General features: G+C 69.3%; 24 protein-coding genes and 2 pseudogenes. 14 read left to right on the forward strand and 12 right to left on the reverse strand.

The features are described from left to right. The 4 genes and pseudogenes from ABZV93_RS25000 to ABZV93_RS25015 all read left to right on the forward strand — a co-directional run. Positions 1–333, forward strand: a pseudogene (locus tag ABZV93_RS25000) (type VI secretion system ATPase TssH); the annotation flags it as partial. Positions 334–361: 28 nt separating this feature from the next. Continuing rightward, complete coding sequence (gene trxA / locus ABZV93_RS25005; protein WP_354940398.1) at positions 362–826, forward strand: thioredoxin; 465 nt, start codon at positions 362–364, stop codon at positions 824–826. A 54-nt stretch (positions 827–880) separates the two neighbouring features. Continuing rightward, a complete protein-coding gene (locus ABZV93_RS25010) occupies positions 881–1,144 on the forward strand; it encodes a UBP-type zinc finger domain-containing protein (RefSeq protein ID WP_179788576.1) in 264 nt (87 codons plus the stop codon). Between the two features lie 73 nt (positions 1,145–1,217). Next, entirely contained in the window at positions 1,218–2,915 is a 1,698-nt protein-coding gene (locus tag ABZV93_RS25015; protein ID WP_354940401.1) for an FAD-dependent oxidoreductase, read from the forward strand. A gap of 82 nt (positions 2,916–2,997) precedes the next feature. Here ABZV93_RS25015 and ABZV93_RS25020 read toward each other — a convergent pair whose 3' ends face one another. Together ABZV93_RS25020 and ABZV93_RS25025 are read right to left on the reverse strand one after the other, a co-directional pair. After that, complete coding sequence (locus ABZV93_RS25020; protein ID WP_354940404.1) at positions 2,998–3,777, reverse strand: methyltransferase domain-containing protein; 780 nt, start codon at positions 3,775–3,777, stop codon at positions 2,998–3,000. Between the two features lie 328 nt (positions 3,778–4,105). Then, positions 4,106–4,258 (reverse strand): annotated as a pseudogene (locus ABZV93_RS25025) (LysR family transcriptional regulator); the annotation flags it as partial. A 200-nt stretch (positions 4,259–4,458) separates the two neighbouring features. Between ABZV93_RS25025 and ABZV93_RS25030 the strand changes: the two are divergent. The 3 genes from ABZV93_RS25030 to ABZV93_RS25040 all read left to right on the forward strand — a co-directional run bounded on the left by ABZV93_RS25030 (position 4,459) and on the right by ABZV93_RS25040 (position 6,174). Further along, entirely contained in the window at positions 4,459–4,608 is a 150-nt protein-coding gene (locus ABZV93_RS25030) for an alcohol dehydrogenase catalytic domain-containing protein (protein ID WP_354940741.1), read from the forward strand. A gap of 132 nt (positions 4,609–4,740) precedes the next feature. Further along, positions 4,741–4,920: a hypothetical protein gene (locus tag ABZV93_RS25035; protein WP_354940407.1), complete on the forward strand. Its 180-nt coding sequence runs from the start codon at positions 4,741–4,743 to the stop codon at positions 4,918–4,920. A 150-nt stretch (positions 4,921–5,070) separates the two neighbouring features. Then, positions 5,071–6,174, forward strand: coding sequence for an FAD-dependent oxidoreductase (locus tag ABZV93_RS25040; RefSeq protein WP_354940410.1), 1,104 nt, complete (start codon positions 5,071–5,073; stop codon positions 6,172–6,174). A gap of 123 nt (positions 6,175–6,297) precedes the next feature. Here ABZV93_RS25040 and ABZV93_RS25045 read toward each other — a convergent pair whose 3' ends face one another. From ABZV93_RS25045 to ABZV93_RS25065, 5 genes are all read right to left on the reverse strand, one after another. Continuing rightward, positions 6,298–7,773, reverse strand: a complete 1,476-nt coding sequence (locus ABZV93_RS25045; protein WP_354940413.1) for an NAD(P)/FAD-dependent oxidoreductase — start codon at positions 7,771–7,773, stop codon at positions 6,298–6,300. Continuing rightward, on the reverse strand, positions 7,770–8,555 hold the full coding sequence (locus tag ABZV93_RS25050) for an alpha/beta fold hydrolase (RefSeq protein ID WP_354940416.1): 786 nt from the start codon (positions 8,553–8,555) through the stop codon (positions 7,770–7,772). The genes ABZV93_RS25045 and ABZV93_RS25050 overlap by 4 nt, the downstream gene beginning before the upstream one ends. A gap of 146 nt (positions 8,556–8,701) precedes the next feature. Continuing rightward, positions 8,702–9,007, reverse strand: coding sequence for a hypothetical protein (locus ABZV93_RS25055; protein WP_354940419.1), 306 nt, complete (start codon positions 9,005–9,007; stop codon positions 8,702–8,704). A gap of 174 nt (positions 9,008–9,181) precedes the next feature. Continuing rightward, complete coding sequence (locus tag ABZV93_RS25060; protein ID WP_354940422.1) at positions 9,182–9,400, reverse strand: hypothetical protein; 219 nt, start codon at positions 9,398–9,400, stop codon at positions 9,182–9,184. Positions 9,401–9,502: 102 nt separating this feature from the next. Beyond that, the gene (locus ABZV93_RS25065; RefSeq protein WP_354940425.1) at positions 9,503–10,507 is read right to left on the reverse strand and encodes an acetamidase/formamidase family protein; all 1,005 of its coding nucleotides are present in this window, start codon (positions 10,505–10,507) and stop codon (positions 9,503–9,505) included. Positions 10,508–10,641: 134 nt separating this feature from the next. Here ABZV93_RS25065 and ABZV93_RS25070 point away from each other — a divergent pair, with 134 nt between their 5' ends. Further along, on the forward strand, positions 10,642–11,421 hold the full coding sequence (locus ABZV93_RS25070; RefSeq protein WP_354940428.1) for an ElyC/SanA/YdcF family protein: 780 nt from the start codon (positions 10,642–10,644) through the stop codon (positions 11,419–11,421). Between the two features lie 167 nt (positions 11,422–11,588). On the opposite strand, the gene ABZV93_RS25075 is transcribed toward ABZV93_RS25070, so the two are convergent. The 3 genes from ABZV93_RS25075 to ABZV93_RS25085 form a co-directional block, all read right to left on the reverse strand. Continuing rightward, a complete protein-coding gene (locus ABZV93_RS25075) occupies positions 11,589–12,791 on the reverse strand; it encodes a hypothetical protein (protein ID WP_354940431.1) in 1,203 nt (400 codons plus the stop codon). After that, positions 12,788–13,591: a polysaccharide deacetylase family protein gene (locus ABZV93_RS25080; protein ID WP_354940434.1), complete on the reverse strand. Its 804-nt coding sequence runs from the start codon at positions 13,589–13,591 to the stop codon at positions 12,788–12,790. Before ABZV93_RS25080 ends, ABZV93_RS25075 begins: the two co-directional genes overlap by 4 nt. Before the next feature lie 84 nt (positions 13,592–13,675). Further along, positions 13,676–14,731 (reverse strand): hypothetical protein, encoded by a 1,056-nt coding sequence (locus ABZV93_RS25085; RefSeq protein ID WP_354940437.1) that lies wholly within the window; start codon positions 14,729–14,731, stop codon positions 13,676–13,678. A gap of 102 nt (positions 14,732–14,833) precedes the next feature. On the opposite strand from ABZV93_RS25085, the gene ABZV93_RS25090 reads away from it, so the two are divergent. Continuing rightward, positions 14,834–15,760 (forward strand): aminoglycoside phosphotransferase family protein, encoded by a 927-nt coding sequence (locus ABZV93_RS25090; protein ID WP_354940440.1) that lies wholly within the window; start codon positions 14,834–14,836, stop codon positions 15,758–15,760. On the opposite strand, the gene ABZV93_RS25095 is transcribed toward ABZV93_RS25090, so the two are convergent. Then, positions 15,735–16,760, reverse strand: a complete 1,026-nt coding sequence (locus ABZV93_RS25095) for a LacI family DNA-binding transcriptional regulator (protein ID WP_354940442.1) — start codon at positions 16,758–16,760, stop codon at positions 15,735–15,737. The genes ABZV93_RS25090 and ABZV93_RS25095 overlap by 26 nt on opposite strands. 273 nt (positions 16,761–17,033) lie before the next feature. Here ABZV93_RS25095 and ABZV93_RS25100 point away from each other — a divergent pair, with 273 nt between their 5' ends. The 5 genes from ABZV93_RS25100 (at position 17,034) to ABZV93_RS25120 (ending at position 23,838) form a co-directional block, all read left to right on the forward strand. Then, positions 17,034–18,323, forward strand: a complete 1,290-nt coding sequence (locus ABZV93_RS25100) for a sugar ABC transporter substrate-binding protein (RefSeq protein WP_354940445.1) — start codon at positions 17,034–17,036, stop codon at positions 18,321–18,323. A 53-nt stretch (positions 18,324–18,376) separates the two neighbouring features. Then, a complete protein-coding gene (locus ABZV93_RS25105) occupies positions 18,377–19,318 on the forward strand; it encodes a sugar ABC transporter permease (protein WP_354940447.1) in 942 nt (313 codons plus the stop codon). Then, a complete protein-coding gene (locus tag ABZV93_RS25110; protein ID WP_354940450.1) occupies positions 19,315–20,136 on the forward strand; it encodes a carbohydrate ABC transporter permease in 822 nt (273 codons plus the stop codon). Before ABZV93_RS25105 ends, ABZV93_RS25110 begins: the two co-directional genes overlap by 4 nt. A gap of 88 nt (positions 20,137–20,224) precedes the next feature. Next, positions 20,225–21,679 (forward strand): hypothetical protein, encoded by a 1,455-nt coding sequence (locus ABZV93_RS25115; protein ID WP_354940453.1) that lies wholly within the window; start codon positions 20,225–20,227, stop codon positions 21,677–21,679. Continuing rightward, complete coding sequence (locus ABZV93_RS25120; protein ID WP_354940456.1) at positions 21,676–23,838, forward strand: alpha-amylase family protein; 2,163 nt, start codon at positions 21,676–21,678, stop codon at positions 23,836–23,838. Before ABZV93_RS25115 ends, ABZV93_RS25120 begins: the two co-directional genes overlap by 4 nt. Positions 23,839–23,862: 24 nt before the next feature. Here ABZV93_RS25120 and ABZV93_RS25125 read toward each other — a convergent pair whose 3' ends face one another. After that, entirely contained in the window at positions 23,863–24,375 is a 513-nt protein-coding gene (locus ABZV93_RS25125; protein WP_354940459.1) for a hypothetical protein, read from the reverse strand. Positions 24,376–24,488: the final 113 nt, after the last annotated feature.

The raw sequence follows: 24,488 nt of genomic DNA on the forward strand, positions 1-24,488 counted from the left end.
ATCGTGCTGTTCAAACCACTCACCCAGACCGAGATCGAACGCATCGTGGACCTGATGTTCGACGAACTACGCCAACGGCTGACCGACCGGCAGATCAAGCTGCACATCACCGAACAAGCACGCCGGCTGATCGCCCTGGAAGGCTTCGACCCCATCTACGGAGCCCGCCCCCTACGCCGATTCATCTCCCGAGAAGTCGAAACCCGCATCGGCCGCACCCTCCTCGCCGGCGACGTCCACAACGGCGCCGTGATCACCATCGACGCCCACAACAACGAAATCACCGTCACCTACCAAAACCCCACCCCCGCCACCCAACCCCAAGCCGCCTGAGGGTTCGATCGAGGAAGGAACGGGACTGATGACCACACAGACCGAGACGAACGTCGTCGAGTGCGCCAAGTGCGGTCGCCGCAACCGCGTTCCGGCGACAGGGGACGGCGAACCCCGGTGCGGCAACTGCCACGCACCGCTGCCGTGGATCGTCGACGCCGACGACGAAACGTTCGCCGAAGTGGTGGACCGCTCGCGGCTGCCGGTCGTGGTCGACCTGTGGGCAACCTGGTGCGGCCCGTGCCGAATGGTCAGCCCGGCGCTGGAACAGGTCGCGCGCGACCTCGCCGGCCGAATCAAGCTGGTGAAGGTCGACGTGGACAAGGCACGCCAGGTGGCCGAACGCTTCCGCGTCCAGGCCGTCCCCACGCTGCTGGTGATGCGCGCGGGCCAGGTGGTGTCCACCCAGCTCGGCGCGGCCCCCGCCGCGCGCCTGCGCAGCTGGGTCGAGGAAGCACTGGCCGAGGACCGACCGGCCGGTGAACAGACCTGACAGCCGGGCCGCGAGCCCGAACCGAGAACCCCACCGGAGAATGGAGATACCGAGATGCCTGTCGCGCTGGATCCACACCTGGAACAGATCCGTCCGGTCGAGCCCCGCACACCCGCCGGCTGCGAGGAGTGCCTGCGACTGGGCTCGCCGTGGGTGCACCTGCGGCTGTGCCTGACCTGCGGCCACGTCGGCTGCTGCGACTCCTCGCCGCTCAAGCACGCCCGTGCGCACGCGCACCACATCGGGCATCCGATCGTGGCGTCCTACGAGCCCGGCGAGGACTGGCGCTGGTGCTACTTCGACGAGCAGTTCGTCTGACCGCGAGACCGGTGAACCGCCAAGAGCGGGCCCTGAACCACGACTGATACGACATCGGAGGGAGGGCCGCCACATGAACGACCGAGCCCCCTCAACACCGCCGGAACCGTCCACGCAGGTGGAGACCCCGGACGCCCACGGCGCCTACCCGCGACTGGACGCCCCCCAGATCGACGCGTTAACCACCCGAGGCTCGCGACGCACCGTCGAGGTCGGGGACGTCCTCTTCCGCGAGGGGGACGAGCCGTACGACTTCTTCGTGGTCGTCTCGGGCAAGGTCGCCAATGTCGCCGACCACGGCACCCCGGAGGAGCGGGTCATCAGCGTGCACGGTGCCGGCCGGTTCCTCGGCGAACTCGGCGTCCTCACCGGGCAGCCGTCGTTCTTCACCGCAGTCGTGGTGGAGGCCGGTGAGGTGCTGGACGTGCCGCCCGAGGCGTTGCGGGAAGTGGTGGCACACGACCCGGCGCTCGGCGACCTGATCCTGCGGGCGTTCCTGCTCCGGCGGTCCTTGTTGATCGAGTTCGGCGTCGGAGTCCGGATCGTCGGTTCCTGCTACTCCCAGGACACCCGCCGGCTGCGGGAGTTCGCAGCGCGCAACCGCCTGCCGCACCGCTTCTTGGACCTGGACAAGGACCCCGGCGTCGAGAAGCTGCTGCGCAGCCTGGCCTTTCGTCCGGAGGACACACCGATCGTGATCCTGGGCGGGCGCCATGTGCTGCGCAACCCCAGCAACGCCGAACTCGCCGAGCGGCTCGGCCTGCTCGTCCCCGAGCCGTCCCCCCCGCTGCACGACCTGGTGGTGGTGGGCGCCGGCCCGGCCGGCTTGGCGGCGTCGGTGTATGCGGCGTCAGAGGGCATGGCGGTGATCACCCTGGACTCGGTGGCGACCGGCGGGCAGGCCGGCACGTCATCTCGAATCGAGAACTATCTCGGCTTCCCCTCGGGCATCTCCGGTGCAGAACTCGCCGAGCGCGCCGTCATCCAGGCGGAGAAGTTCGGCGCCCGGATGCACATCCCCGCCACCGCGACGGCGCTGAAGCAGGACGCGGGCCACTACGTCGTCGACGTGGAGGACGGCCCGCCGGTACTGGCCCGCTCGGTCCTGATCGCCACCGGCGCAATGTACCGCCGGCTCCCGGTGCCCCGGCTGGAGGAATTCGAACCGACCAGCATCTACTACGCCGCCACCCAGCAGGAGGCGCTGTGGTGCGGGCGCGTCCCGGTGGCAGTGGTCGGCGGGGGCAACTCGGCCGGCCAGGCAACGTTGTTCCTGTCCAACACCGCGAGCCGGGTCACCCTCATCGTCCGTGAGGACGACCTGGGAGCGAACATGTCACGCTACCTCGTCGACGAGATTCTCCGCCTGCCGCAGGTCGAGGTACGCACCCACACCGAGGTCCGCGAACTGGTCGGGGACGGCACCCTGGAGGCCCTGGTCGTCGAGGACAACCACACCGGGAAACGCGAGGACGTGCCGGCGCGTGCGCTGTTCGTCTTCATCGGCTCGACTCCCTGCACATGGTGGCTGGGCGACGACGTGGCACGCGACGAGAACGGTTTCGTCCGGACCGGATCGGACATCGAGCACGACGGAAGTTACCCGAGAACTTTCCTTGAGACCAGCCTTCCCGGAGTGTTCGCGGCGGGCGACGTACGCAGCGGGTCGATCAAACGCGTTGCCTCCGCGGTCGGGGAGGGCTCGATGGCGGTCCGGCTCAGCTACGCCCACCTGACGAGGGGCGAGGGGTACACCGTCGGCCGGCGTTGACGCCGTCGACCCAGTGCGGGGCCTCACCTGGTTGCGCGACGACGAGCTGGGCGCCGAGTCGCCAGGTCCTCGCCCATGTCACTCAGGGCTTGAAGGCGCGGGTGGCGTAGTAGCCGGGCAGCCAGCCTGCGGTGGCGTCGGAATGGTGCGGGGCCTCGTCGAACCCGGTGATCACGAAGCCGGCGGCGAGCTGCCCGCCGATCTGCTCGGCCATCGTGTGGCTGTACTCCAGCGGGGCGTTGGCTCCCCACAGCCGCTCGCGCTCCTCGGCCGGGAGGTGCGTCAGGTCGCTGTACGGCAGGCGGTGGCGGACGACCAGCTCGCCGCGGGTGTCCATGGCCTCGTGGTCGAACAGGTACACGTCAGGGTTGAGGAAGCCGCACAGCAGCGCGCCGCCCGGCCGCAGCACGCGGAAGCACTCGCGCCACACCGGTGCGAGCTCGGGCACGAACAGGTTCGAGACCGGGTTGAGGACGAGGTCGAAGGAGGAGTCGCCGAACTCCGACAGGTCGCGCATGTCGCCCAGCACGGTGCGCAGCTCCAGACCCTCGCGTTCCGCGACCATCTGATCCTGGGCGAGCTGACGCGGCGAGTTGTCGAAGACCGTGACCCGGGCGCCCGCCGCGGCGAGCGTCGGGGCTTGCTGCCCACCGCCCGAGGCCAGGCAGAGCATGTCTACATCGGACAGGTCGGCGGGGAACCACGCCCGGTCGACCGGCCGATACCCGATGAGCACGACGGACCAGTCACCGGCGCGTGCCCGCGCGACGGTCTCGGGGGTGACCGGGCGCGACCACTCGTTGCCGCTCTCGACCTCAAGGTCCCAAGCCGCGCGGTTGTGCGCTACCGGATCAACGCCCACGGGCATACGGTAGCGCCCCGGCGACGATCACCGACGGGGTAGCGACGCGGTGAACGTGCACCGGATCCTGAGTTGGGGCATGGGCCTTCACCGACCGTGCCAGGGACTCCGGCCTGGTGCCCTCGATGGGCAGCGTGGGTGACTGCTACGACCGGTCCTCCTCGCGGTGCTGATCGCGGCCGGTTTGTGGTGGTCGTACTTCGGTTATCTGCGCGGCGCCGAACGGCGGCTGCGCGGCACCAAGAACGGGGCTGTGCCTGGCTGGCGCGCGTCTCCTACAGCTACCTGCACCTGCCGCCGGTGACCGGGGTGGTCTTTTCCGCGCTCGGCTGCGCTCGAACAGGGTGACGTGCAGGTCCCGTTCGAGTGCGTGGATCTGTTGGGACAGCGACGGCGCGGCGATGTGCAGCCTGCGGGCGGCGTGCCCGAGGTGCCGTTCCTCGGCCACGGCAACGAAGTACCGGAGCTGGCGGAGCTCCACGACCAGCCATGTGCGACCCCGGCTGATGGGCCGGAGGAAACGCGTCATGGCAGTGACGCATGACCACCGCAAGAGTGGGCACGAGGCCCTTAGCCGACGTCAAGGCCCAGCCCGCAGAGCCCGTCGAACCCCTGGGGTCGCAGGCTTCCCAGCACACCCCATCAGGAGGCTTCTCATGAAGCGACGTCCCCGACGCGGAGATCGAACGTCCTACCGACGTTCTCGTGCGGATCACCGCCGCCAACATCTGCGGCTCGGACCTGCATATGTATGAGGGCCGGACCGACTTCGACCTGTCCACCAGCCGCTCACGGCCGAGTTCGCGGGCAGCACGACCGAGAAAGCGGTGAGGTCATGACCGTGACCAAGGGGTTGTTGGTCCGCTTCGACGCCCTCCCCGGCAAGGAGGAGGAGGAGGAGGAGGTGATGGAGGTCCTCGACAGCGGCCTTGCACCGGTGAACCAGGAGTCGGCAACCATCGCGTGGGGATCCGGCTCGGACCATCCTCGTTCGCGATCTTCGACGTGTTCCCCGACGAGGCCGGCCGCGACACCCACCTGTCCGGCCCGCTCGCTGCAGCGCTCCGCGAGCAGACCGGCACGTCGTTCGCGGAACCCACGATCGACGAACTCGACGTACGGTCCTCCGATCTTCCCACCTGAGTTGGGGCCACGACCGCAGAGCACGAACCCCGAGCGGAGGGGCCGCCGCAGCGGTGCGCCGACGTCGGAAGCGACCGTGAATCGGGCGCGCCTTGACCGCTGCGGAGCGATGGACGCCCATCGCGGCCCAATCTGCGCTTGTGCGGTCCGATGACAGGTTCGCCAGAGGTCGCGGTGATCGGGGGCGGGATCGTTGGCCTCTCGACTGCGTACGCGTTACGTGAGCAGGGCGTCGCGGTGCGCCTGTACGAGGCCGGTGTGCCCGGCGGCGGCCAGTCCGCCGGCGAGTCGCGAATCTTCCGGCATGCGCACGACGACCCTCGGCTCGTCGCGTTCGCGCGCGAGAGCCGCGGAGTGTGGGCTGAGTGGGCCGAACGGTTCAACGTCGAGCTGGTCTCATCCGATGGTGCGGTGGCGATCGGCGAAAGCGCGCTCGCGAGGCTGCGTGTGCTCGACCGTGTCGGCGGCGTGCCCGCGCGCGCGATCGATTCAGACGAGCTCGCCGAGCGAATGCCGCTGCTCGCCGGGTACTCCGGACCAGCGATGTTCGACGAGGCGGGCGGCGCGATCCGTACGCGCGCCGCCATCAAAGCGCTCGCGGGTCAGCTCGGGGACGCCGTCGTGACTGGCGAGGTGATCTCGATCGGACCCCTCGGCAGTAGGACGGTTGAGGTGCGTAGCGTCACCGACTGCGCTGTCTACTCGAACGTAGTCGTGTGCGCCGGCCGCGAAACCGCACGCCTGGCGCGGAGCGTCGGCCTTTCGCTGCCAGTTCGCCTGGCCGCACACGTGCGGCTGACTTTCGCCGTGAAGGCCGCCGCCCCGGCGCGGGTCGCGTGCCTGCAGGACGGCAGCGGCGACTTCGGCGAAGTCGGCGTCTACGCGACGCCGCTCCCGGGCAACAGCCGCTACGCGGTCGGACTCAGCGAGACTGTCGGCGTCCGCGACGATGGGACGTTCATCGACCCGGCGGCAGTTCGATCACTAGACGAACGTGCGCGCGAATACGTGGCACGGGCGCTGCCTGGCCTCGACCCCGAGCCGCGCGAGTTTGTCCACTGCTGGGTGACGGACCTCCCGTGGAGTGAGGACGGCGTGGCCGTCTGGGAGGCAGGTCGAATCCTCTTCGTGGCCGGTCACAATCTCTTCAAGCACGCACCATCACTGGGTCGTGCCCTCGCCCGGGCCACGACCGGCGACCGTCTCGCCGCCGAGCTCAGGCCCGAGGCGCGCCTCGGCGAACCCCAGCAATAGTTCCCGGTGACCCTTCGGGCGCCGCACTCAGGGAGTCGCTGCAGCCCGCTCGCTCCCACCAGCGAGGCCGTGCGGATCCGACGTGTGTGACCGGGCCTCCGGACAGCGGCAGCAGGTCACGTCTCACGACCCTTTCGGGGTCCGGCTGAGCCGGTAGTCGGACCGCCTGGCGCGCCGGGTGCGGGCCCAGTACTCGAACGAGAATCCCGGCCACAGGGTGCGGTTGACGCCGTGTTCGTCGAGGTACCAGCTGGTGCAGCCGCCGGTGTTCCACACCGCCCGGTCGAGGCGGCGCCGGAGCATCGCGGCGAACCGTCGTTGTGCTGCGGCCTCGACCTCGACGACGTCGGCACGGCTGCGCCGCAGCATCCGCAGGCAGCTCATGACGTGCCTGACCTGGGTCTCGATCATGAACACCACGGAGGTGTGCGCGAGACCGGTGTTGGGGCCGAGAAGCATGAACAGGTTGGGGAATCCCGCGACCGTGATGCCGTGGTGGGCGCTCACGCCATCGGCCCACGCCTCCTGCAGAGTCAGGCCGCCGCGGCCGACGATCTGCTGGTCGAGGAGCGCCGAGGTGACCCGGAAGCCGGTGCCGTGGACGATGGCGTCGACGTCGTAGGACGTGCCGTCGCGGGTGAGGATGCCGTGCTCGGTGATCTCGGCGATGCCGTCGGTGACGAGGTCGACGTTCGGGCGGGCGAGTGCCGGATAGTAGTCCGACGACAGCAGGATCCGCTTGCAGCCGATGGTGTAGTCGGGGGTCAGCCGGGACCGCAGGTCGGGATCGGTGACCTGCCGCCGCAGGTGCGCCCGCGCGACGCGCTCCAGCGGACCGGTCAGTCTCGGGCTCACGGCGAACCCGAGTCCGCGCAGCTCCAGCGCCAGATAGATCGAGGCCCGGAAGGCCCGCATCGCCAGCGGTGCCGACCGGAACCGCCTTCGCCGGTCTGGCGGGATCTCGGCGTCGGGCCGGGGATGGATCCACGCCGGCGTGCGCTGGAAGACGTGCAACCGGGCCACCTGCTCGGCGATCCGCGGGACGAACTGCACGGCGCTGGCACCGGTGCCGATCACCGCGACCCGCTTGCCCGTCAGGTCGTAGCCGGAGTCCCATTCGGAGGAGTGGAACTGCCGGCCGGTGAACCGGTCGCGGCCGGGCACGTCGGGATAGGCGGGCACGTGCAGCGCCCCGATCGCCGACACCACCACCCGCGGTGCGATCACCTCGCCCTCGGCTGTCTCGACCCTCCAGCGCCCAGCGGCCTCCTCCCACCGCATCGACGCGACACGCACACCGTAGCGAAGGTGTGGCTCGAGGCCGTAGGTCCGTACGCACGAACGCAGGTAGTCCCAGATCTCCTCCCGCGGTGAGAACATCCGCGACCAGTCGGGGTTGAGCGCGAAGGAGTAGGAGTACAGATGGGAGGGGACGTCGCAGGCGCAGCCGGGATAGGCGTTGGCCCGCCAGGTGCCGCCGAGGTCGTCGTCCTTCTCGAGTACGACGAAGGAGTCCAGGCCGGCCTTCTTCAGCCGGATCGCCATGCCGATGCCGCCGAACCCCGCGCCGACGACGACGATCTCGGGCGTGGCCGTCACCGCCGGAACTCCGTTCCCGTCGTCCGGCAGATGACCGACGCGACCAGCTCCGGATCGTCGTTCATCGGCGAGTGGCCGCATCCTGGCAGGTCGACGTGCCAGGCGTCGGGCAGGAGAGCCTGTGCCCGGGCGGCCTGGCGGTGAAGGAGCAGCCGGTCGCGGGTGCCCCAGGCCACCGTCACCGGACATTGCGGGGTGCCGCGCAGGGCGTAGTCGCGACCGTGCCGCGCGACCGCCCGGAACGCCGCGCCGGAGCGCATCGCGAGGGCCTCGGCGAGGACCAGCTCGGCCGTGAGTCGTTCGGGATGCCCGACCAGCAGGCCGTAGGCCAGCGTCCGGATCCGGGCCGAACCGGCGGCGGTGCGCAGGACCGGCTCAGGTAGGAAGGCGACCGAACGAAGGGTGTGCAGCAGCGCGAGCGCCCAGCGGCGTTCCCAGGTGAGCCAGAAACCTGCCGGCGCCAGGGCGGTCGCCGACGCCACCCGGCCCGCGACGGCGAGCTCCAGCGCGAGCGCGCCACCCAGACTGTTTCCTGCCACGTGCGGACGGTCCAGGCCGAGGTCGGTGATGAACCCTGCGACCGCGGTGGACAGGTCCTCCCGCCAGCGTGCACCGCCGCAGGCCGGCGACGCGCCGAAGCCCGGCAGGTCGACCGTGAAGACCTCGTGCCTGTCGACGAGCAGCGGAACGACGGGGTCCCAGCCCTGCCGGCGGTGGCCCAGGCCGTGCAGCAGCACCAGCGGCGGGCCGCTGCCCTGCCGGTCGTAGGCCAGAGTCACCACGGCCGCGCTCCGATCCCGTGCATGGTCCGACGTTGTACCAATGATGCGCCACCGGATGCGGGATGGCCGCGAGCAGCAGTTGCTGTTTGGTCGTACGCCCTGACTGACGTCTGGCGTATGCGCTGATCAGCGTCGCCCGTCAGCGTCTACTGCGAAGACTGCCGGGCCGGCGGCGGCGCGCCGTCGCCGTCGCCGTCGGCCCAGGCAGTGTGCAGGCGAACGTCACCTGTCTCGGTGATCTCGGCGGCGTTCAGCACCTGCGTCTGCAGTGCCGCCATCAGCGTCGTCGCGGCGGCCTCGGGGATCCCCTCGGCGATCTTGATGACGTTGCCGAGTTCGACGCCGAACCACGCCACGACGTCGCAGCGATCCCTTCGGTGGTGCCTGTCGATGCGCACTCTGCGTGCGTGGCCGAGGTTGACGAGCTCACCGTCAGTGGCGCGTATCCACATCGTGCGCTCTCCCTTCGCTGCCGGGCGACGTCGCCGGCGTCGTCAGCCGACGTGTCGACAGGTCCCGAGGATCACGACGCTAGGCGCAATCGATCAGGCGCGCGGTGGGTATGGCAGAACCGGCCACGTGAGCTGCGAACGGAGGCGATGTACCGGGCCCAGGGGAGGAGCGCGCTAGCGTTTGTTGATCTTGGACACGAACGAACGGACTCTGGCCTGCGTGCGCGGGTCGCTGGCGGCCGCCTGCACCCGGTCCTGTGCCTTCTTGATCGCCCGCTGGGTCCGCGGGTCCTTGGCGAGCCGTTCCGCTTTCGCCTGCGCGTTTGCGGCGAGCTTCTTGCCCTGCGGACTCCGGAAGTACTGCAGGATCCGGTCGAGCAGCGATGTCGCCACAATGCCTCCTCAGTCGGGGTGACTCCCTGGACAACGCCTGGTGAGGCAGCCGGGTTCCTCACCCGGCGGCCGCGCCGGTGGCGACCTCGGCGGCCTCTGGAGCTAACCGCGCAGGGCGGCGGCCGACTCCCGCAGGTGCCGGTGGATGCCCTGGTACGCGGCCGGCGAGGGGAGGAGCCCCTTCGGGATCTTGACCACCGAGGAGTAGTTGGTGTCGACCACGTTGGCGATCGGCGCCTTCGCCGTCTGGCTGAGCAGTTGGTAGGCGTCCATCCGGTCCAGTCCGTAGAGCTCACCCAGCCAGCCCACCATCTCGACCTGCGCGATCCGCCAGGCGTCCTCGAGCGGGCGGCTGGACCCGACGGCGATGATCGCGTCGTCGTGCTCGATCCGCGGCCACACCGGAGCACCACCCTTGATCAGGTCGACGATCAGCGTGACGTTCATGGCTCCCTCGACCGCGGTGCCGCACGCCTCACCCTCGCCCTGGCGGTAGTGGCCGTCGCCGACCGAGAACAACGCACCTGGAACGTTGACGCCGAGGTAGCAGGTGGCGCCGGCGCGCATTTCGGGTGTGTCCATGTTGCCGCCGAACCGCTCGGGTACGAGGGACGAACGCGCCTCCCGGCCGCCCGGAGCCACGCCGACCGTGCCCAGCATGGGCTCCAGCGGCAGGTCGAGGCGGAAGTCGCTGCGAGCGGCCTCGAATGTCAAGGTGCGCTTGCCTGCGTCGACCTGGTAGACCCAGGTGACCTCGGGCAGCGGTTCCTGCAGCAGCGCGGTGCGGTCGGTGCCGGTCAGCCCACCGAAGAAGGGGATCGTCGTCGAGACGCCCCAGTCGCGGGCCGGCTGCAGGTCGACGAAGTGCAGCACCAGCGTGTCACCGGGCTCCGCGCCCTCGACGTGGAAGGGGCCGGTCTGCGGGTTGAGGTAGTTCATGTCCACGCAGGCCGACGGCAGGTCGCTCGCGCGTCGGATCCGGCCGGAGTAGGCGTCCTCGGTCCACAGCCGCATGGCCGTACCCGGACGGACCCGCATCGCCGGCTCCGCTCCGCCGAACGTCCAGGCGTACTGGTCGAAGGTGGGGGTGTACTCGACCGTCTCCATCGCCGCGGTCTCCTTCCACGTGGTCCGTCGAGCCGCACGCGCGACCGGCCCATCGTAGAAGCGATTCAGGACGTGATCCAGTCGCCGTACTCGACGCGGTGCCGACCGTCATCGCCTGGTCGTAGGCTCGGACGATGCGACGGCGTTCGGTGGCGGAGAGCATCAACGCCCTGGTGCGGTTCTGCGCGCGGCGTGACGTCGAGGCGCTGACTCCCGGCCACCTCAGCGGTCGAGCCGACGTGGCGATCCTGTTCGGAGGAAGCATCCTCGCCGGCGCGGCAGTGTTCGCGGACGCCATCCGGGCGGAGGTCGCCGGCTTCTACCTGGTCGTCGGCGGCGAGGGGCACAGCACCGACGCGTTGCGACGGCAGCTGCGCGACCGCACGGGGTGGCCGGACGTCGGCACCCTGACCGAGGCCGCCCTCTTCGACCGGTACCTGCGCGAGTACCACGGAGTCGTGGCGGACGCCCTCGAAGAGGAGTCCACCAACTGCGGCAACAACGTGACCAACGCCCTGGCACTCATGGACGCACGAGGCGTCGGACGCGACCGGATCGTGCTGGTTCAGGACGCGACCATGCAGCAGCGCATGGACGCCGGCTTTCGCCGTCACGTTCCGCCGACCACGGAGCTGGTCAACTTCGCGTCGCATCAGACGAGGGTGCGAGAGGTCGACGGTGCTCTGGAGTACGAGTCGGCTCCGGACGGGATGTGGGAGATCGAACGGTACGTGTCGCTCCTGATGGGCGAGATCCCGCGCCTCCGGGACGACGCCGACGGATACGGGCCGTCCGGTCAGGACTACATCTCACACGTCGACGTACCGCACGATGTCGAGGCCGCGTTCGCGCTGCTGCAGGAGAGCGCCGAACACACCGTCCGGCAGGCCGATGGACGGTGGAAAAGCCAGTAGGGCGCCGGCCACGCGCGCTCGGCGAACGGGCCCGTCGTGGACGGCTGGGACGGGTCGTCTCGGTGCGACGCCGATCAGCGGCCAGGCGAGCAGAACTGGATCGAGGACGTCGCGGCGCGCCGCACGGCGAGGCTCTGGCCGTGACCGGCCGTGGATGACGGACGTGTTCAGCGCATGACGCCGGTGTGCCCGAGGGAGTAGCGGCCCGGCTGCGGCCAGACCGACAGGCCGTGTGGGCCACTGCCCACGTCGATCCTTGCCAGCAAGGCGCCGTTGACGGTGGAGAGCGCGTAGGCGACGCCGTCGTAGCGTCCGGAGAGCCAGAAGATCCTGCCGTCGGGGGAGAGGTTTCCCATGTCGGGGCTTCCGCCTCCGGGTATCCGCCACTTGCCGACCAGCCGGTCGGTGGCGAAGTCGAGCACGGAGACAGAGCCTTCGTCGCGGTTGGTGATCAGGAGGCGGCGCGAGTCGCGGGTGACGTAGAGGCCGTGCGCGCCGAGGCCGGTCGGCAGGAAGTTCCTGATTCTGAACGGGTTGCCGGCGACCCGCCAGACTCCGTTCGCGTTCATGTCGGCGACGTAGAAGGTCCGCCCGTCGGGGGAGAGCTTGACGTCCTGCGGCTTGGCGTCACCGGGTAGTTCGATCCGTCCGACGATCCGCCGTCCGGCGGTGTCGACCTTGAGCAACTCCGAGGAGAATTCACAGCTCACGACGAAGTAGCGTCCGTCGGCGGAGAAGTCGGCGTGGTTGACGCCGGCGCAGTCCGCGGGAATCGAGTGCTCGAGCCGCATCGTGTGCGGGTCGCGGAAATCGATCCGGTGCAGCAGTGAGGCCATCACGACGGCATACCGTCCGTCGGGTGTGAAGTAGAGGTTGTACGGATCGTCGACGGGCACGGGCTTTCCGGCCTTCGTCGTGCGCGGATCGATCGGTGTCAGCGAGTTGCCCACGTCGTTGTTGACCCAGAGAGTGCGAAGGTCCCAGCTGGGAACGACATGCTGGGGCTGGCTGCCCACCGGGATGGTCTTGATCACCTTGAACGTCTTCGGGTCGATCACCGTGACGGTGTCGCTGTTGGTGTTGGGGACGTACACCCGGTACGGGTCCTTCCGCACGGCCGGAGCCAGCCGGCCGGGGCGGTCGGCCGCCCACACGTCGTCGGCACGCAGCGGCGGCGGCATGCCGGGCAACCACGCCGAGGTGTGCGGCGCCGCGTGCGCCGCGGTGGCCTCGGGACGTGCCCGGTCCGGGTTCGGGGTCGGTGTGGGGTGGGCTGTTCCGGCGGTGGTCCGGCAGCCGGCCGCGGCGGAGGCCAGTGCGGCCAGGACGAGCAGGGCGGCGAGCAGGTGCGTCATGCGTGGCCGGTTCATCGGAGCAGGTCCGTCACTGTCACCGGTTGCAGACCCCGGGCGCGGAGTCCGGCGACGAGCCCTGGCAGGGCACGGACCGTGCCGGGATGTCCCATGTGCAGGCTCAGGATCGAACCCGGCTTCGCGGAGTCCACTCCGTTGCGTACGACCGCGGCCGGCCCCGGGTCGAGGTAGTCCAGGGTGTCCACGTCGTACGACAGGCAGAAGCGGTAGCCGGCCCGGGTCGCGGCCGTCCGGATCAGCGGGGTGGTGTGCTGCGTCCCCGATGCGCGAAACCACATGCCCGCGCTGCCGGTGAGCCGGCGCAACACTGTGGCGCAGCCGGAGATCTCGTCGTACGCCTGCGATCGGTCCAGCGTGCGCATCGGCAGGTGGTGCAGGGTGTGATTGCCGAGCTCGTGGCCGCCGTGCCGGATTCTGTCCGCCATGGTGGGGTTCTGCGAGAGCCACGTGCCGACGGCCAGCACCGTCAATGGCACGTTGACATGCTCGGCCGCGCGCAACAGCGCCTCCGCCGTGGAGGGATCACCTGCTCCGTGGAACGTGAGCGCCACCCGAGGTGCCGACCGTGGTCCGTGCCCGATCTCGACGGTGCGGGCCGGCGTGCGTGCCCGGGTTGCGGTCGTCGGAGAGTGCCGGACCGAGCCACCGTGGCGGTCCGGACGGGGTGGATGTCCGGGGTGGGACGTGGCCGGTGACGAGCGGTCCTTGGGCCTCGCGACCGCACAGGCACCGAGCAGAATCCCGGCGGCGGTGCACGACACCGTACGCCACAAAAGGCGGCGCCGCGGGATCGTCACGGCTCAACATTAGGGAGCAGGGGGCCGGCGGAGGCCAAGATGGGAGTTTTCGAGGACAACCGGCCGGCTCGTGCGATCGCTGCGCTACCAGGTCAGGTCGAGGTAGTCCGGTCCGTGTTCTCGGGCCAGGGACAGGTTCGGGCCCTCCCCGCCGGTGATGCCGAGCATGGCGGCCTCCCAGCGTGCGTTGAAGGCGATGATCCAGGCGGTGGCCGCGCTCGCCGTCCGTCGTTCGCGCTCGACGAAGCCGGTGCCGCGAGCGATCTCGTAGTCGTGCAGGAAGGTTGCCGCTTCGCCCGGTGAGGACAGGCCGCCACCGCTGGTGGAACTGGCGGCGTAACACGCCGCGGCGAAGCCGGCGACGACCGCCTCGGTGTCGGCGACGAGCTCCCAGTCGAAGGTGCCGACGAGCACCCCGTCGCGGACGGCGGTGTTGCCGGCGTACCAGTCGGCGTGACCGACGACCACGTCGGCACCGTCGCGGCAGGTGAGGAGCTGGTCGCAGACCTGCCGCGCGTACGCGTCGAGCCAGTCGTAGCCGACCGGGGTGACGTCGAAGTTCACGATCGGGTCGTGGGGTACGGGCCAGGGGCCGCCTTGGTACTGGCACCAGGACGGTCCCGGCCCCACTCGGTGGAGCAGGTCGGACCGGGCCCCCAGAACGCCGATGTGGCGGGCGAGGCCCTCGGCCAGCAGCCGGCGGGTGGCCGGGTCACGGCCGTCCGGAACCTCACCGGCAAGCAGGGTCTCCGCGGTGAGGACCCGGCCGTCCACCTCGTCGGGACCCGACAGCGGTTCCGGGCAGGGGAAGCCGGCCGCGGCGAGGAACCGCTGCGCGTCCCTCGCGGCGACGATGGCGTCGTTGGCGGTCGCGTCGGCGTCGGCCGGTGGGCGGTGGCCCTTGATCACCACGGCCCGCCCGTCGTCCAGCTCTACTCCCCACACCGCGTCGATGCGCCCGGCGCGGAACTGTACCTTCCGGATCGGGCTGCCGAGATGCTCGCGCGCGTACGCGCTGAGGAAGTCCCGCAGCTCGGCCGCCGACTCCGTACCGTGCACGGCGCGTTCGGTGTCGGTGGTCCGATCGGCCCGGCCGATGCCGTCGCCGTCAGGGGAGGATGCGCTGCTGGGGCTCGCCACCCGAGGAGCATCCCACCAGCTCGGCGGGTTCGCATGGCGTGCCGCCGTCGGCCGGCGCGACGCCGCGGCCCGCTCGCGGCGTCGTGTGGGAGCATCGTCGCCGTGACCGACCGGGTGATCCAGCTTCAGGACGTGGTACGCCGCAAGGTAGCGGCCCTCGGCCCCCAGGGCGAGGCGTGGCTGGCGGGGCTGCCCGGTCTCGTCGACGATCTTGCTCGCAGGTGGTCGATCACGATCGGCCGGCCGCTGTCCGGTGGCACCGCGTCCTACGTCACGCGGGTGCGCACGGCGGACGGTCGGGACGCCGTTCTCAAGATCGCGATCCCCCAACTCGACTTCGCCGGCCAGGTACGCACCATCGTCGACGCGGACGGACACGGTTATGTCCGGGTGCTTGCGCACGACGTCGACCGGCACGCGATGTTGATGGAGGCCCTCGGCCAGTCGTTGGAGGACACCGACGTCCCTCCCGAGGACAAGATCGTGACCCTGTGCACGACCCTTCGCCAGGCCTGGCAGGTGCCGCGGCCCCCAGGACCGAGCGTCGACCCGGCCCTGGGTCTGATCGAGCTCGTCGGAAACCTGTGGGAACGGCTCGACCACCCGTGCTCCGAACGGGTCGTGAAGCGGGCACTCGCCTACGCCGAAATGCGGGCGGCAGCCTTCGACCTCGACCGCTGCGTCGTGGCGCACGGCGATCCGCATCCGGCCAACACCCTGCGGGTGCTCACGCCGAGGCCGGGTGCGGAGTCCGGCTTCGTCTTCGTGGACCCGGACGGTTTCCTCGCGGATCCGACGTACGACCTCGGTGTCGTGCTCCGCGACTGGAGTGCGCAACTCCTCGCCGGGGACGCTCCCGCCCTGGCGCGCCACTACTGCGCGCTGCTGGCAGACCACACGGGTTTGGACGAGGCCGCCATCTGGGAGTGGGGATTCCTCCAGCGGGTGTCGACCGGGTTGTACGCGCTCAGCTTCGGTGCCGAGGAGATGGCCAGGCCGTATCTCAGGACGGCCGAGCTGCTCGGGTGACCGGAGGAGGGGTGTTCCCCGTCGACCCTCTGGGCACAAGCTCGCACGGCAGCCGCACGACTGTGGGGGAGCCGACCGGATCCGTGATGCGGCGGCGAAGCAGGTCCAGGCCGGTCTCGACGATGGCCTGGACGGGCTGGTTCACCGTGGTCAGATCGAAGGCCTCCCAGGACGCCATGTCGGTGTTGTCGTAGCCCACCACCCACAGGTCGCCGGGAACGCCGACGCCGAGGGAGCGCGCGCCGTCGAGGAGTCCGAACGCCAGGACGTCGGTGATGGCGAAGATCGCCGACGGAGGGTTCCGCCGCGCGAGCAGTTGGTGCGCGGCGCGATGACCGTCGTCGTGGGAGAAGCCGCCGACGACCGTGTTCCGCCGGCTGACCGTGAGCCCGGCCTCGTCGAGCGCGGCCCGGAAACCCTGCTCCCGGTCCCGAGCGGTGGACACCACCAGGGGAGACGTGACCAGGCCGACGGTGGTGTGGCCGGCGTCGACGAGGTACCTGCCCACGTCGAACGCGCCCTGCCAGTTGTCGCCGATCACCTGGTCACAGGCGAGGTCGTCGATGCCCCGATGCAGCAGGACCGTGGGCAGTCCCGAGGCGACCGCCACCGTGTGCAGCGAGGTGTCGAAGGTGGCACACGTCAGTACCAGCCCGTCGACCAGGCGCTGCTGGATGAACCGGCTGGACGCCTCGAGGTCGTCGTGCTCGACGTCCCAGAGCGTCATGTGCAGCCCGAGACTGCGCAGGCGCCGCGCGATCACGTCCAGCAGGGTGGCGTGGAAGGGGCTGGTGACACGGGACATGAAGACGCCGATGGTGTCCGTCCGCCCCGTCTTCATCGCCCGTGCCAGTGCGTGCGGGGTGTAGTTGGTCTCCGCCAGCACCTTCAGCACCCTGGCCCGGGTCTCGGGCCTGACCCGCGGGTGGTTGGTGAGCACACGGGACACCGTGGACTGGGACACGCCGGCCAGCCGCGCGAGGTCCCTGCTCGTACCCACTCGTTCCACTCTCGCCATTGGCGACCTCCGCCTGCGCTTCACCGTCGGACAAGGAAATCACCTCACCGTCCGAGCCGTCCTAGTCCGGACGTGATCCCCGTGGAACCGTTGACCGTCCTTGCGGGGCAAGCGTAGATACGTATTCACAACCCGATCCACCCGATGCCGAAGTCCGCCGACCAGGAGGGACAGGCACCGGCGCCAGGCGACTGGCGAGGGGGACCCTTCGAGCGCGGCGACTGCCCGCGCGACGGTCGACGATCGGAGATTCCGGTGAATCAGACGGCCTCAGCGGTGAGCCGCCGCTCGTTCGTGGCCGGGGCACTCGGCCTCGCCGGCGGAAGTCTCGTGTCCGGATGTGGTGGTAAGGCGTCGTCCTCCTCCGACGAGGTGACCTTCCTGAACTGGGAGACGTTGAAGGGCACGCCTCTGGAGAAGGCCCTTGCCGCGTGGGAGAAGAAGAGCGGCACGAAGGTCGTCGTCCAACCAACGCCGACGGCGGACTACGACACCAAGATGCGGACGCTGCTGGCCGGCGGCCAGCCGCCGGACATCATGCGGATCAACGACGATTTCGTCCGGGGCTTCTCCGCACGCGGTGCCCTGCTCGACCTGAACAAGTACATCAGGAAGGACAAGCTCGACGTCACCGCGTACGCCAAGGAGTCGTTCGAGTTCCCTCGGCAGCCCAACGGGCAGCACACCGCCTGGGTCCTCGGATACCAACCCCGGTTGATGTTCTACAACGTCGACGCCTTCAGGGAGGCGAAGGTCGAACTGCCGCCGACGACGTGGACCATGGACGGCTGGAAGTGGGGCGACTTCGCCGACCGGGCGAAGAAGCTGACCGTGCCCGGCAAGCGCTGGGGAGCGCTCGTCTACTACGACACCGGCTACGAGCAGACGTTCACCATCAACCACGGCAGCAGCACCGGCATCTTCTCCGACGACGGCACGAAGTTCACCCTCGCGGGCAGCACCGAGAGCGAGGCCCTGCAGTGGGCGACCGACCTCACCTGCAGGGAGAAGGTCCAACCACCCTGGTCGCAGCTGCAGCAGGACGGCATCGACAACCAGCTGTTCGCGCAGGGCAAGGTGGCGATGTACTTCGCCACCTTCGGCGCGGTGCCCTACCTGCGCAGCACCATCAAGGACTTCACCTGGGACGTCGCGCCGCCACCCGGAGACGTGCAGCAGCGAACCGAGTCGAGCGTCATTGTCTTCACGATCCCGAAGGCCGCGAAGAATCCGGACAAGGCGTGGGAGCTGCTGAAGTTCCTCGCCAGCGAGGAAGGCGGCAGGATCCTCCTCGAGGGCGGGCAGTTCACCCCGATCAACAACGCCGCGGCCGCCCAGCTCGGAGCGGGTGGCAAGCCACCCGCGCATCTCAACCTCTTCGGTGAGGCCGCGAAACACCTCACCGCGCCGAACCAGACGAAGAACACGCTGGGCGCACGGGATCTGTACCGCCCGGCCCTGGACGACGCCTACAACTGCGAGAAGCCGGTGCGCGACGTGCTGACCGGGGTCAGGGCACAGGTCGAGAAAGCCTTGGAGGGTTGAGGTCTCTCGGCAGCTGTCCCGGAGAAGCGAGCTAGGGTCAGGTGGGAGCCAGGATGCAGTCACTGGTGTCGGCCGGTACGACACGCGAAACACCCGGCGCGGCAACGGATCCCGCCCGGGCGGCACGACGACGGCACAACCTCACCGGCTGGCTCTTCATCAGTCCCATCGTCGTCGGCGTGGTGGCCTTTCAGTTCTTCCCGATCCTCGTGTCGATGGCGGCGTCGCTGACGAAGTGGGACGGGATTTCCTCCCCGGAGTTCGTGGGGTTGTCGAACTTCACCGACATCTTCACCGACGACCCGTTGTTCTACACCACGCTGTGGAACACGACCTACTTCACCCTGGCCAGCATCCCGCTGACGGTCGGGATCGGCTTCTTCCTCGCCGTGCTCTGCGCCCAGCGGGTACGCGGAGTGTCGTTCTTCCGCACGGCGTTCTTCGCGCCGTACGTCACCAACGTCGTCGCGATCGGTTTCGTGTGGTTCTGGTTCTTCCACCCCAGCGACGGGGTGGTCAACGGCCTGCTCGGGCAGGTCGGGGTGCACGGCCCGGAGTGGCTGTCCAGCTCCACCTGGGCGATGCCGGCGGTGATCGTGGTCAGCGTGTGGCAGGGAGTCGGCTACCCGATGATCATCCTGCTGGCCGGGTTGCAGGGGATCCCGGAGATGTTGTACGAGTCGGCGAAGATCGACGGCGCGAGCTCGCTGGCCAGGGTCAGGTACGTCACCCTGCCGCTGCTGACGCCGCACTTCCTCTTCCTGCTGATCACGCAGTTCATCAGCTCGTTCCAGGTCTTCGGCCTGATCTACGTCATGACCAAGGGCGGGCCCGGGCACTCCACGAGTGTCTACATCTACAACCTGTACGAGAACGCGTTCGCCTACGGGAAGATGGGCTACGCGTGTGCTCTGGCGTGGATCCTCTTCGCGGTGATCGCGAGCGTGACCTACGCGCAGTGGAAGCTCCAGAACAGGTGGGTGTTCTACGCATGAGCATCGCGAGACTCGGCGCCCGGGCACTCATCTACGCGGTGATGTTCGTGCTCGCGGCGGCGTTCCTGCTACCGCTGGTCTGGATGCTGGCCAGCTCCCTCAAGCCCGAGGCGCAGGTGCTGACCATCCCGCCGGACTTCTTCCCGAACCACCCGCTGTGGAGCAACTACGCGGCGGTGTTCGACCGCATCCCGGTCTTCGTGTTCAACAGCGTCAAGCTCGCGACGTACAACGTGGTCGGGATCCTGGTGGTGTCGTCGATGGCGGGCTATGCCTTCGCACGGTTGCGGTTCGCCGGGCGGGACATCGCGTTCATGGTCCTGCTGGCCACCTCGATCATCCCCGGCATCGCGTACCTGATCCCGCAGTACATCGTGTTCCGCCAGATCGGCTGGATCGACACGCACTACCCGCTGTGGGTGCCGCGGGTGCTCACGCCGGTGTTCGCGACGTTCCTGATGCGGCAGGCATTCAAGACCGTTCCGAACGAACTGGAGGACGCCGCGAAGATCGACGGTGCGTCCACGTTCGGGATCTACTGGCGCATCATGTTGCCGCAGACCAAGCCGGTGCTCGCGGCGATCGCGGTCTTCACGTTCCTCGACTCCTGGAACGACCTGTTCGGCCCGCTGATCTACCTCAACTCCGAGAACCTCCAGACCCTGCCGGTCGCCCTGGCGCAGTTCCAGGGTGAGTACTTCAGCCAGCTCAGCCTGCTGATGGCCGGCGCGACGGTCTCGGTCGTACCAGTGATCGTGGTCTTCCTGCTGGCCCAGCGGTACTTCATCCAGGGCATCACCATGACCGGTCTGAAGTGACACCCACGATGGTCGAAGTGACACCGACGAAGTCTGAAGTGGCACCGACGGAGTCTGAAGTGACACCGACGAAGAAGGAGCATCTCCTGTGAACGATCCTGTGGTGGCGGTCCAGATCGGAGCGGTGTCGTTCGTCGACGAGGGGGTCGACGCCACCCTCGACGTGCTGGCCGAGCGGGGCGGGGTGAACGCGTTGTTCCTCGCCACGCCGACCTGGACGCGTGGGACGGGTGGCCGCCAGGTCCCCGGCTACCCGTTGCCGGACCACGGCGTGCAGTCGTACGACCTCGGCTGGCGGGGCGGCAACTACGCCACGCCGCACCCGGAGTACTACGGCAACACCGTTCTCGGTTCGGCCGGCCGGGCTCCCGAGCACCCCGACCTCGACCTGCTGGCGACCCTCGTACCGCGGGCCCGTGCCCGCGGGATGAAGTCATACGCCTGGATGGAGGAGAGCGGCTCGGCGAAGGAGCTGCGGACCTACCCGAACTTCTCCAAGGTGCTCGAGGTCGACGCGTGGTCCCGGCCGGGCCTGCGGCCGTGCTTCAACAACCCCGACTACCGCAACTGGCACCTGGGTTTCGTCGAGGACTACGTGCACAGCTACGAGCTCGACGGGCTCGCCTGGTGTTCGGAACGCCCCGGCCCGCTCAACCTCCTCCTGCAGGGGCCGGTCCAGGTCGGTGACGTCGGCTGCTTCTGCACCCACTGCGCCCGGATCGCGCGTGACCGCGGCATCGACGTTCGCCGTGCGCAGGAGGGATACCGCGCACTGGTGGACTGGAACGGGAAGGTCGGTGCGGGGGAGCGGCCGGCCGACGGTGCGTTCGTGACGTTCTGGCGGATCCTGCTCACCTACCCGGAGGTGCTCGCCTGGCAGACGCTGTGGACCGAGAGCCAGCGCCAGCTCTACCGCGACATCTACGGTGTCGCGAAGGCGGGCTCGCCCGACATCGAGGTCGGCTGGCACGTTTACCACAACATCTCCTTCAGCCCGTTCTACCGAGCGGACCAGAACTACGAGGAGATGGCGAAGTTCTCCGACTTCATCAAGGTGGTCATCTACAACAACTGCGCGGGCCCCCGCTTCTACACGTGGGTGCAGAACATCTGCGCAGCACTCTTCGCCGACGCAGAGCCCGAGGACGTCTACCCGCTGATGCTGAAGCTGCTGCAGCTCGACGAGGGCACCTACGAGAAGCTGCCGCAGACCGGCTTCTCGGCCGACTACGTGCGCCGGGAGACGGCCCGGGCAGTTCAGGGGGTGGCCGGCCAGGCGGCGATCTACCCGGGCATCGACATCGACATCCCGGTCGGTCTGCCCAGGGAGAACCTCGAGCCGGCGACCCATGTGGGCAAGGCGAACTGGGACACCACCCACGGCGACCTGACGCAGTGCACACGGGAGTCGGTGCGCGACGCCGTGCTCGCCGCGTTCGACGGTGGCGCGCAGGGAGTGGTCCTGTCCCGGAAGTACTCCGAGATGGCTCTGGACAACCTGTCCGGTGCGGGTGACGCGGTGCGGTCGCTGGAGAAGCGATGACCTCCGCCCGGCAGGAGCCGGCACGGAAGGATCCGTGGTACCGCCGCACGGTGCGCTGGGGACAGACGAACCTCACCGAGAAGGACCCGGTGCGCTACGACGCGCAGTGGTGGCGGGAGTACTGGCGCCGGACCCGGGTGCAGGGCGTGATCGTCAACGCCGGTGGAATCGTGGCCTACTATCCGAGCGCCCATCGGCTGCAGCACCGTGCGGCCTTCCTCGGCGACGGTGATCTCTACGGTGAGGTCGTCCGGGCCGCGCGGGAGGAGGAGGGTCTCACCGTCCTCGCCCGGATGGACTCCAACCGCGCCGCCGAGGACTTCTACCTCGAGCATCCGGACTGGTTCGCCGTCGACGCCGACGGCCGGCCGTACCGTGCCGGTGACCTGTACGTCGCGTGCGTCAACGGGCCGTACTACCAGTCGTACCTGCCGTCGGTGCTGGAGGAGATCATCGCCCGCAGCGCCCCGGACGGGATCACCGACAACAGTTGGAGCGGCCTGGACCGCGACCACATCTGCTACTGCGACAGCTGCCGGGGAGCCTTCGGCCGCGACGTCGACCTCGACCTGCCTGCCTCGGTGGACTGGGCCGATCCCGCCTACCGGCGCTGGGTCGAGTGGAGCTACCGGCAGCGGCTCGCCGTCTGGGACCTCAACAACGAGGTGACCACCCGGGCAGGCGGGCCGGACTGCCTGTGGATCGGCATGAACGGCGGCGACCTGGTGTCGCAGAGCCTGCGGTTTCGCGACCACAAGGCGATCTGTGAGCGGACGCCGATCCTGATGCTGGACTCGCAGTTCCGGCACGAGCGGTCCGGCTTCCAGGCCAACGGCGACAGCGGGAAGGTCCTGCACGGCCTGCTCGGCTGGGATGCGCTGATCCCGGAGAGCACCGCGATGTACGACGCGGGCACGCCGACCTTCCGGCTGGGCAGCAAACCCGAGCCCGAGGCCCGGATGTGGGCGGTGGAGGGGTTCGCCGCCGGAATCCAGCCGTGGTGGCACCACATCGGGTCGGTGCACGAGGACCGTCGGCAGTTCGCCACGGCGCCACGGTTGTTCGGCTGGCACGAGCGGCACCAGGACGTCCTGCTCGACCGCACTCCGATCGCCACGGTGGGCGTCGTGTGGAGCCAGCGGAGCATCGACTTCCACGGCCGTGACGACGCCGAGAGCCGCAGCATGCTGCCCTACCGCGGGTTCGTCGACGCACTGATCCGCGCCCGGATCCCGTACCTGCCGGTGCATGCCGACCACATCGGCCGCGACGCCGCGAACCTCGCCGCGCTGGTCGTGCCGAACGTCGGAGTGCTCACCGAGGCGCAGTGCGGGGCGATCCGGGCGTACGCGGAGGCGGGCGGGGGACTGGTGGTCAGCGGCGAGTCCGGCGGGTACGACGAGTGGGGAGGCCGGCGGCCGGACCACGGCCTGGCCGATCTGCTCGGTGTGCTCCCGACCTGGAGCCATCACGGCGACTCCGGCACCTCACCGGCGAACTGGGAGACCTACGGCGCCCACACCTACCTGCGGCTCGACCGCGGGACCCCGGAGTGTGCGGACCTCACCACCGGCTTGGAGGAAACCGAGACGCTGCCGTTCGGCGGCCGCCTGGAGGTCGTCCGGCCCGAGCCCGGTGTCAACGTCGCGTTGACGTGGGTGCCGCCGTTCCCGATCTACCCGCCGGAGAAGTCCTGGATGTCCACGCCGCGCACGGATCTGCCGGCAGTGGTGACCCGCTCGGGCGCGAACGGGAGGAGGGCGGTGTACCTCGCGGCCGACGTCGATCGCTGCTACGCGAGACATCACCACCCCGACCACGGGAAGTTGCTCGCCAACGTCGTGCGCTGGGCGGCACACGGCGAGGTGCCGCTCGCGGTCGAGGGCGCCGGCGTACTGGACTGCCATCTCTACCGCAAGGGCGCCTCCCTGGTGCTCCACCTGGTCAACCTCGACCAGGGCGGCGCCTGGCGGGGACGGCTGCAGGAGCTCACCCCGTCGGGCCCGTTCGAGGTTCGTGTCCGGCCGCCGGCCGGTGTCTCGCCCACGAGGGCGGAGTTTCTCGTCAGCGAGGGCGACAGTGAACTCGGCCTGGACGACGGATGGGTGACGTTCGGGGTCGAGCGGATCGCCGATCACGAGGTGGTCGTGCTGAGCTGAACTGAGCTCACGGGTCGCTTCGGCCTACTGGCCTGTGACGGCGAACCAGGCGCCGTCGGGTGAGGTGACGAAGACGATCGGGGCGAGGCAGGAGGAGGGGAGCCGGACCTTGTCCTTGATCACGGCATCGCCGGCCGACGTGGCCGGTGCGGTGGCCGTTGCCACGTTCACGGTGGTGGCGGTGCCTTCTGGGCTGGCGGACAGGCAGCTGACGACGGCCTTGAAGCCCGGAGCCGGGTTGGTGCCCTGGCGTTCGACGGGCACAGGCGCGCGGCGGGCGAGGACCAGCCCTTCGACGGTGATCTGCAGTCTTCCGTCGCTTCGCAGGTCACCCTGGGCGGATTCGATCTCCCACGGCAGCCCACCCCCGGGTACTCCCCGGATGGCGTTGCCCGCCCCGGTGTACGGCTCGGTGACCGGAGCCAGTTCGTCGAACGAAAGGATCTTCCTTCCACCGCCCGCGCTCGCGACGGCCACGGGAAGGGCCAGGAACACGGCGAGCACGCTGGCGACCAGAAGGGTCAGGCGTCGTTTCATCGTTGTCTCCGTTCCTCGGTACGGCGGTGATGTGCCGGTATCACGGGCCGCGTGAGGCGATGGTTCAGATCCGGTCGGGAAAACACGTTCTGGTTGTGAGACGCCGAGGTCTG

Source organism: Actinopolymorpha sp. NPDC004070 (assembly GCF_040610475.1).
Lineage (GTDB): Bacteria > Actinomycetota > Actinomycetes > Propionibacteriales > Actinopolymorphaceae > Actinopolymorpha.

Excerpts from the sequence above, each read along its gene's own strand:
- ABZV93_RS25110 (WP_354940450.1), top strand. The coding sequence starts at position 19,315 with ATGAGCATCGCGAGACTCGGCGCCCGGGCACTCATCTACGCGGTGATG.
- ABZV93_RS25015 (WP_354940401.1), top strand. The coding sequence starts at position 1,218 with ATGAACGACCGAGCCCCCTCAACACCGCCGGAACCGTCCACGCAGGTG.
- ABZV93_RS25105 (WP_354940447.1), top strand. The coding sequence starts at position 18,377 with ATGCAGTCACTGGTGTCGGCCGGTACGACACGCGAAACACCCGGCGCG.
- ABZV93_RS25120 (WP_354940456.1), top strand. The coding sequence starts at position 21,676 with ATGACCTCCGCCCGGCAGGAGCCGGCACGGAAGGATCCGTGGTACCGC.
- trxA (WP_354940398.1), top strand. The coding sequence starts at position 362 with ATGACCACACAGACCGAGACGAACGTCGTCGAGTGCGCCAAGTGCGGT.
- ABZV93_RS25040 (WP_354940410.1), top strand. The coding sequence starts at position 5,071 with ATGACAGGTTCGCCAGAGGTCGCGGTGATCGGGGGCGGGATCGTTGGC.
- ABZV93_RS25070 (WP_354940428.1), top strand. The coding sequence starts at position 10,642 with ATGCGACGGCGTTCGGTGGCGGAGAGCATCAACGCCCTGGTGCGGTTC.
- ABZV93_RS25125 (WP_354940459.1), bottom strand. The coding sequence starts at position 24,375 with ATGAAACGACGCCTGACCCTTCTGGTCGCCAGCGTGCTCGCCGTGTTC.
- ABZV93_RS25055 (WP_354940419.1), bottom strand. The coding sequence starts at position 9,007 with ATGTGGATACGCGCCACTGACGGTGAGCTCGTCAACCTCGGCCACGCA.
- ABZV93_RS25010 (WP_179788576.1), top strand. The coding sequence starts at position 881 with ATGCCTGTCGCGCTGGATCCACACCTGGAACAGATCCGTCCGGTCGAG.
- ABZV93_RS25065 (WP_354940425.1), bottom strand. The coding sequence starts at position 10,507 with ATGGAGACGGTCGAGTACACCCCCACCTTCGACCAGTACGCCTGGACG.
- ABZV93_RS25075 (WP_354940431.1), bottom strand. The coding sequence starts at position 12,791 with ATGAACCGGCCACGCATGACGCACCTGCTCGCCGCCCTGCTCGTCCTG.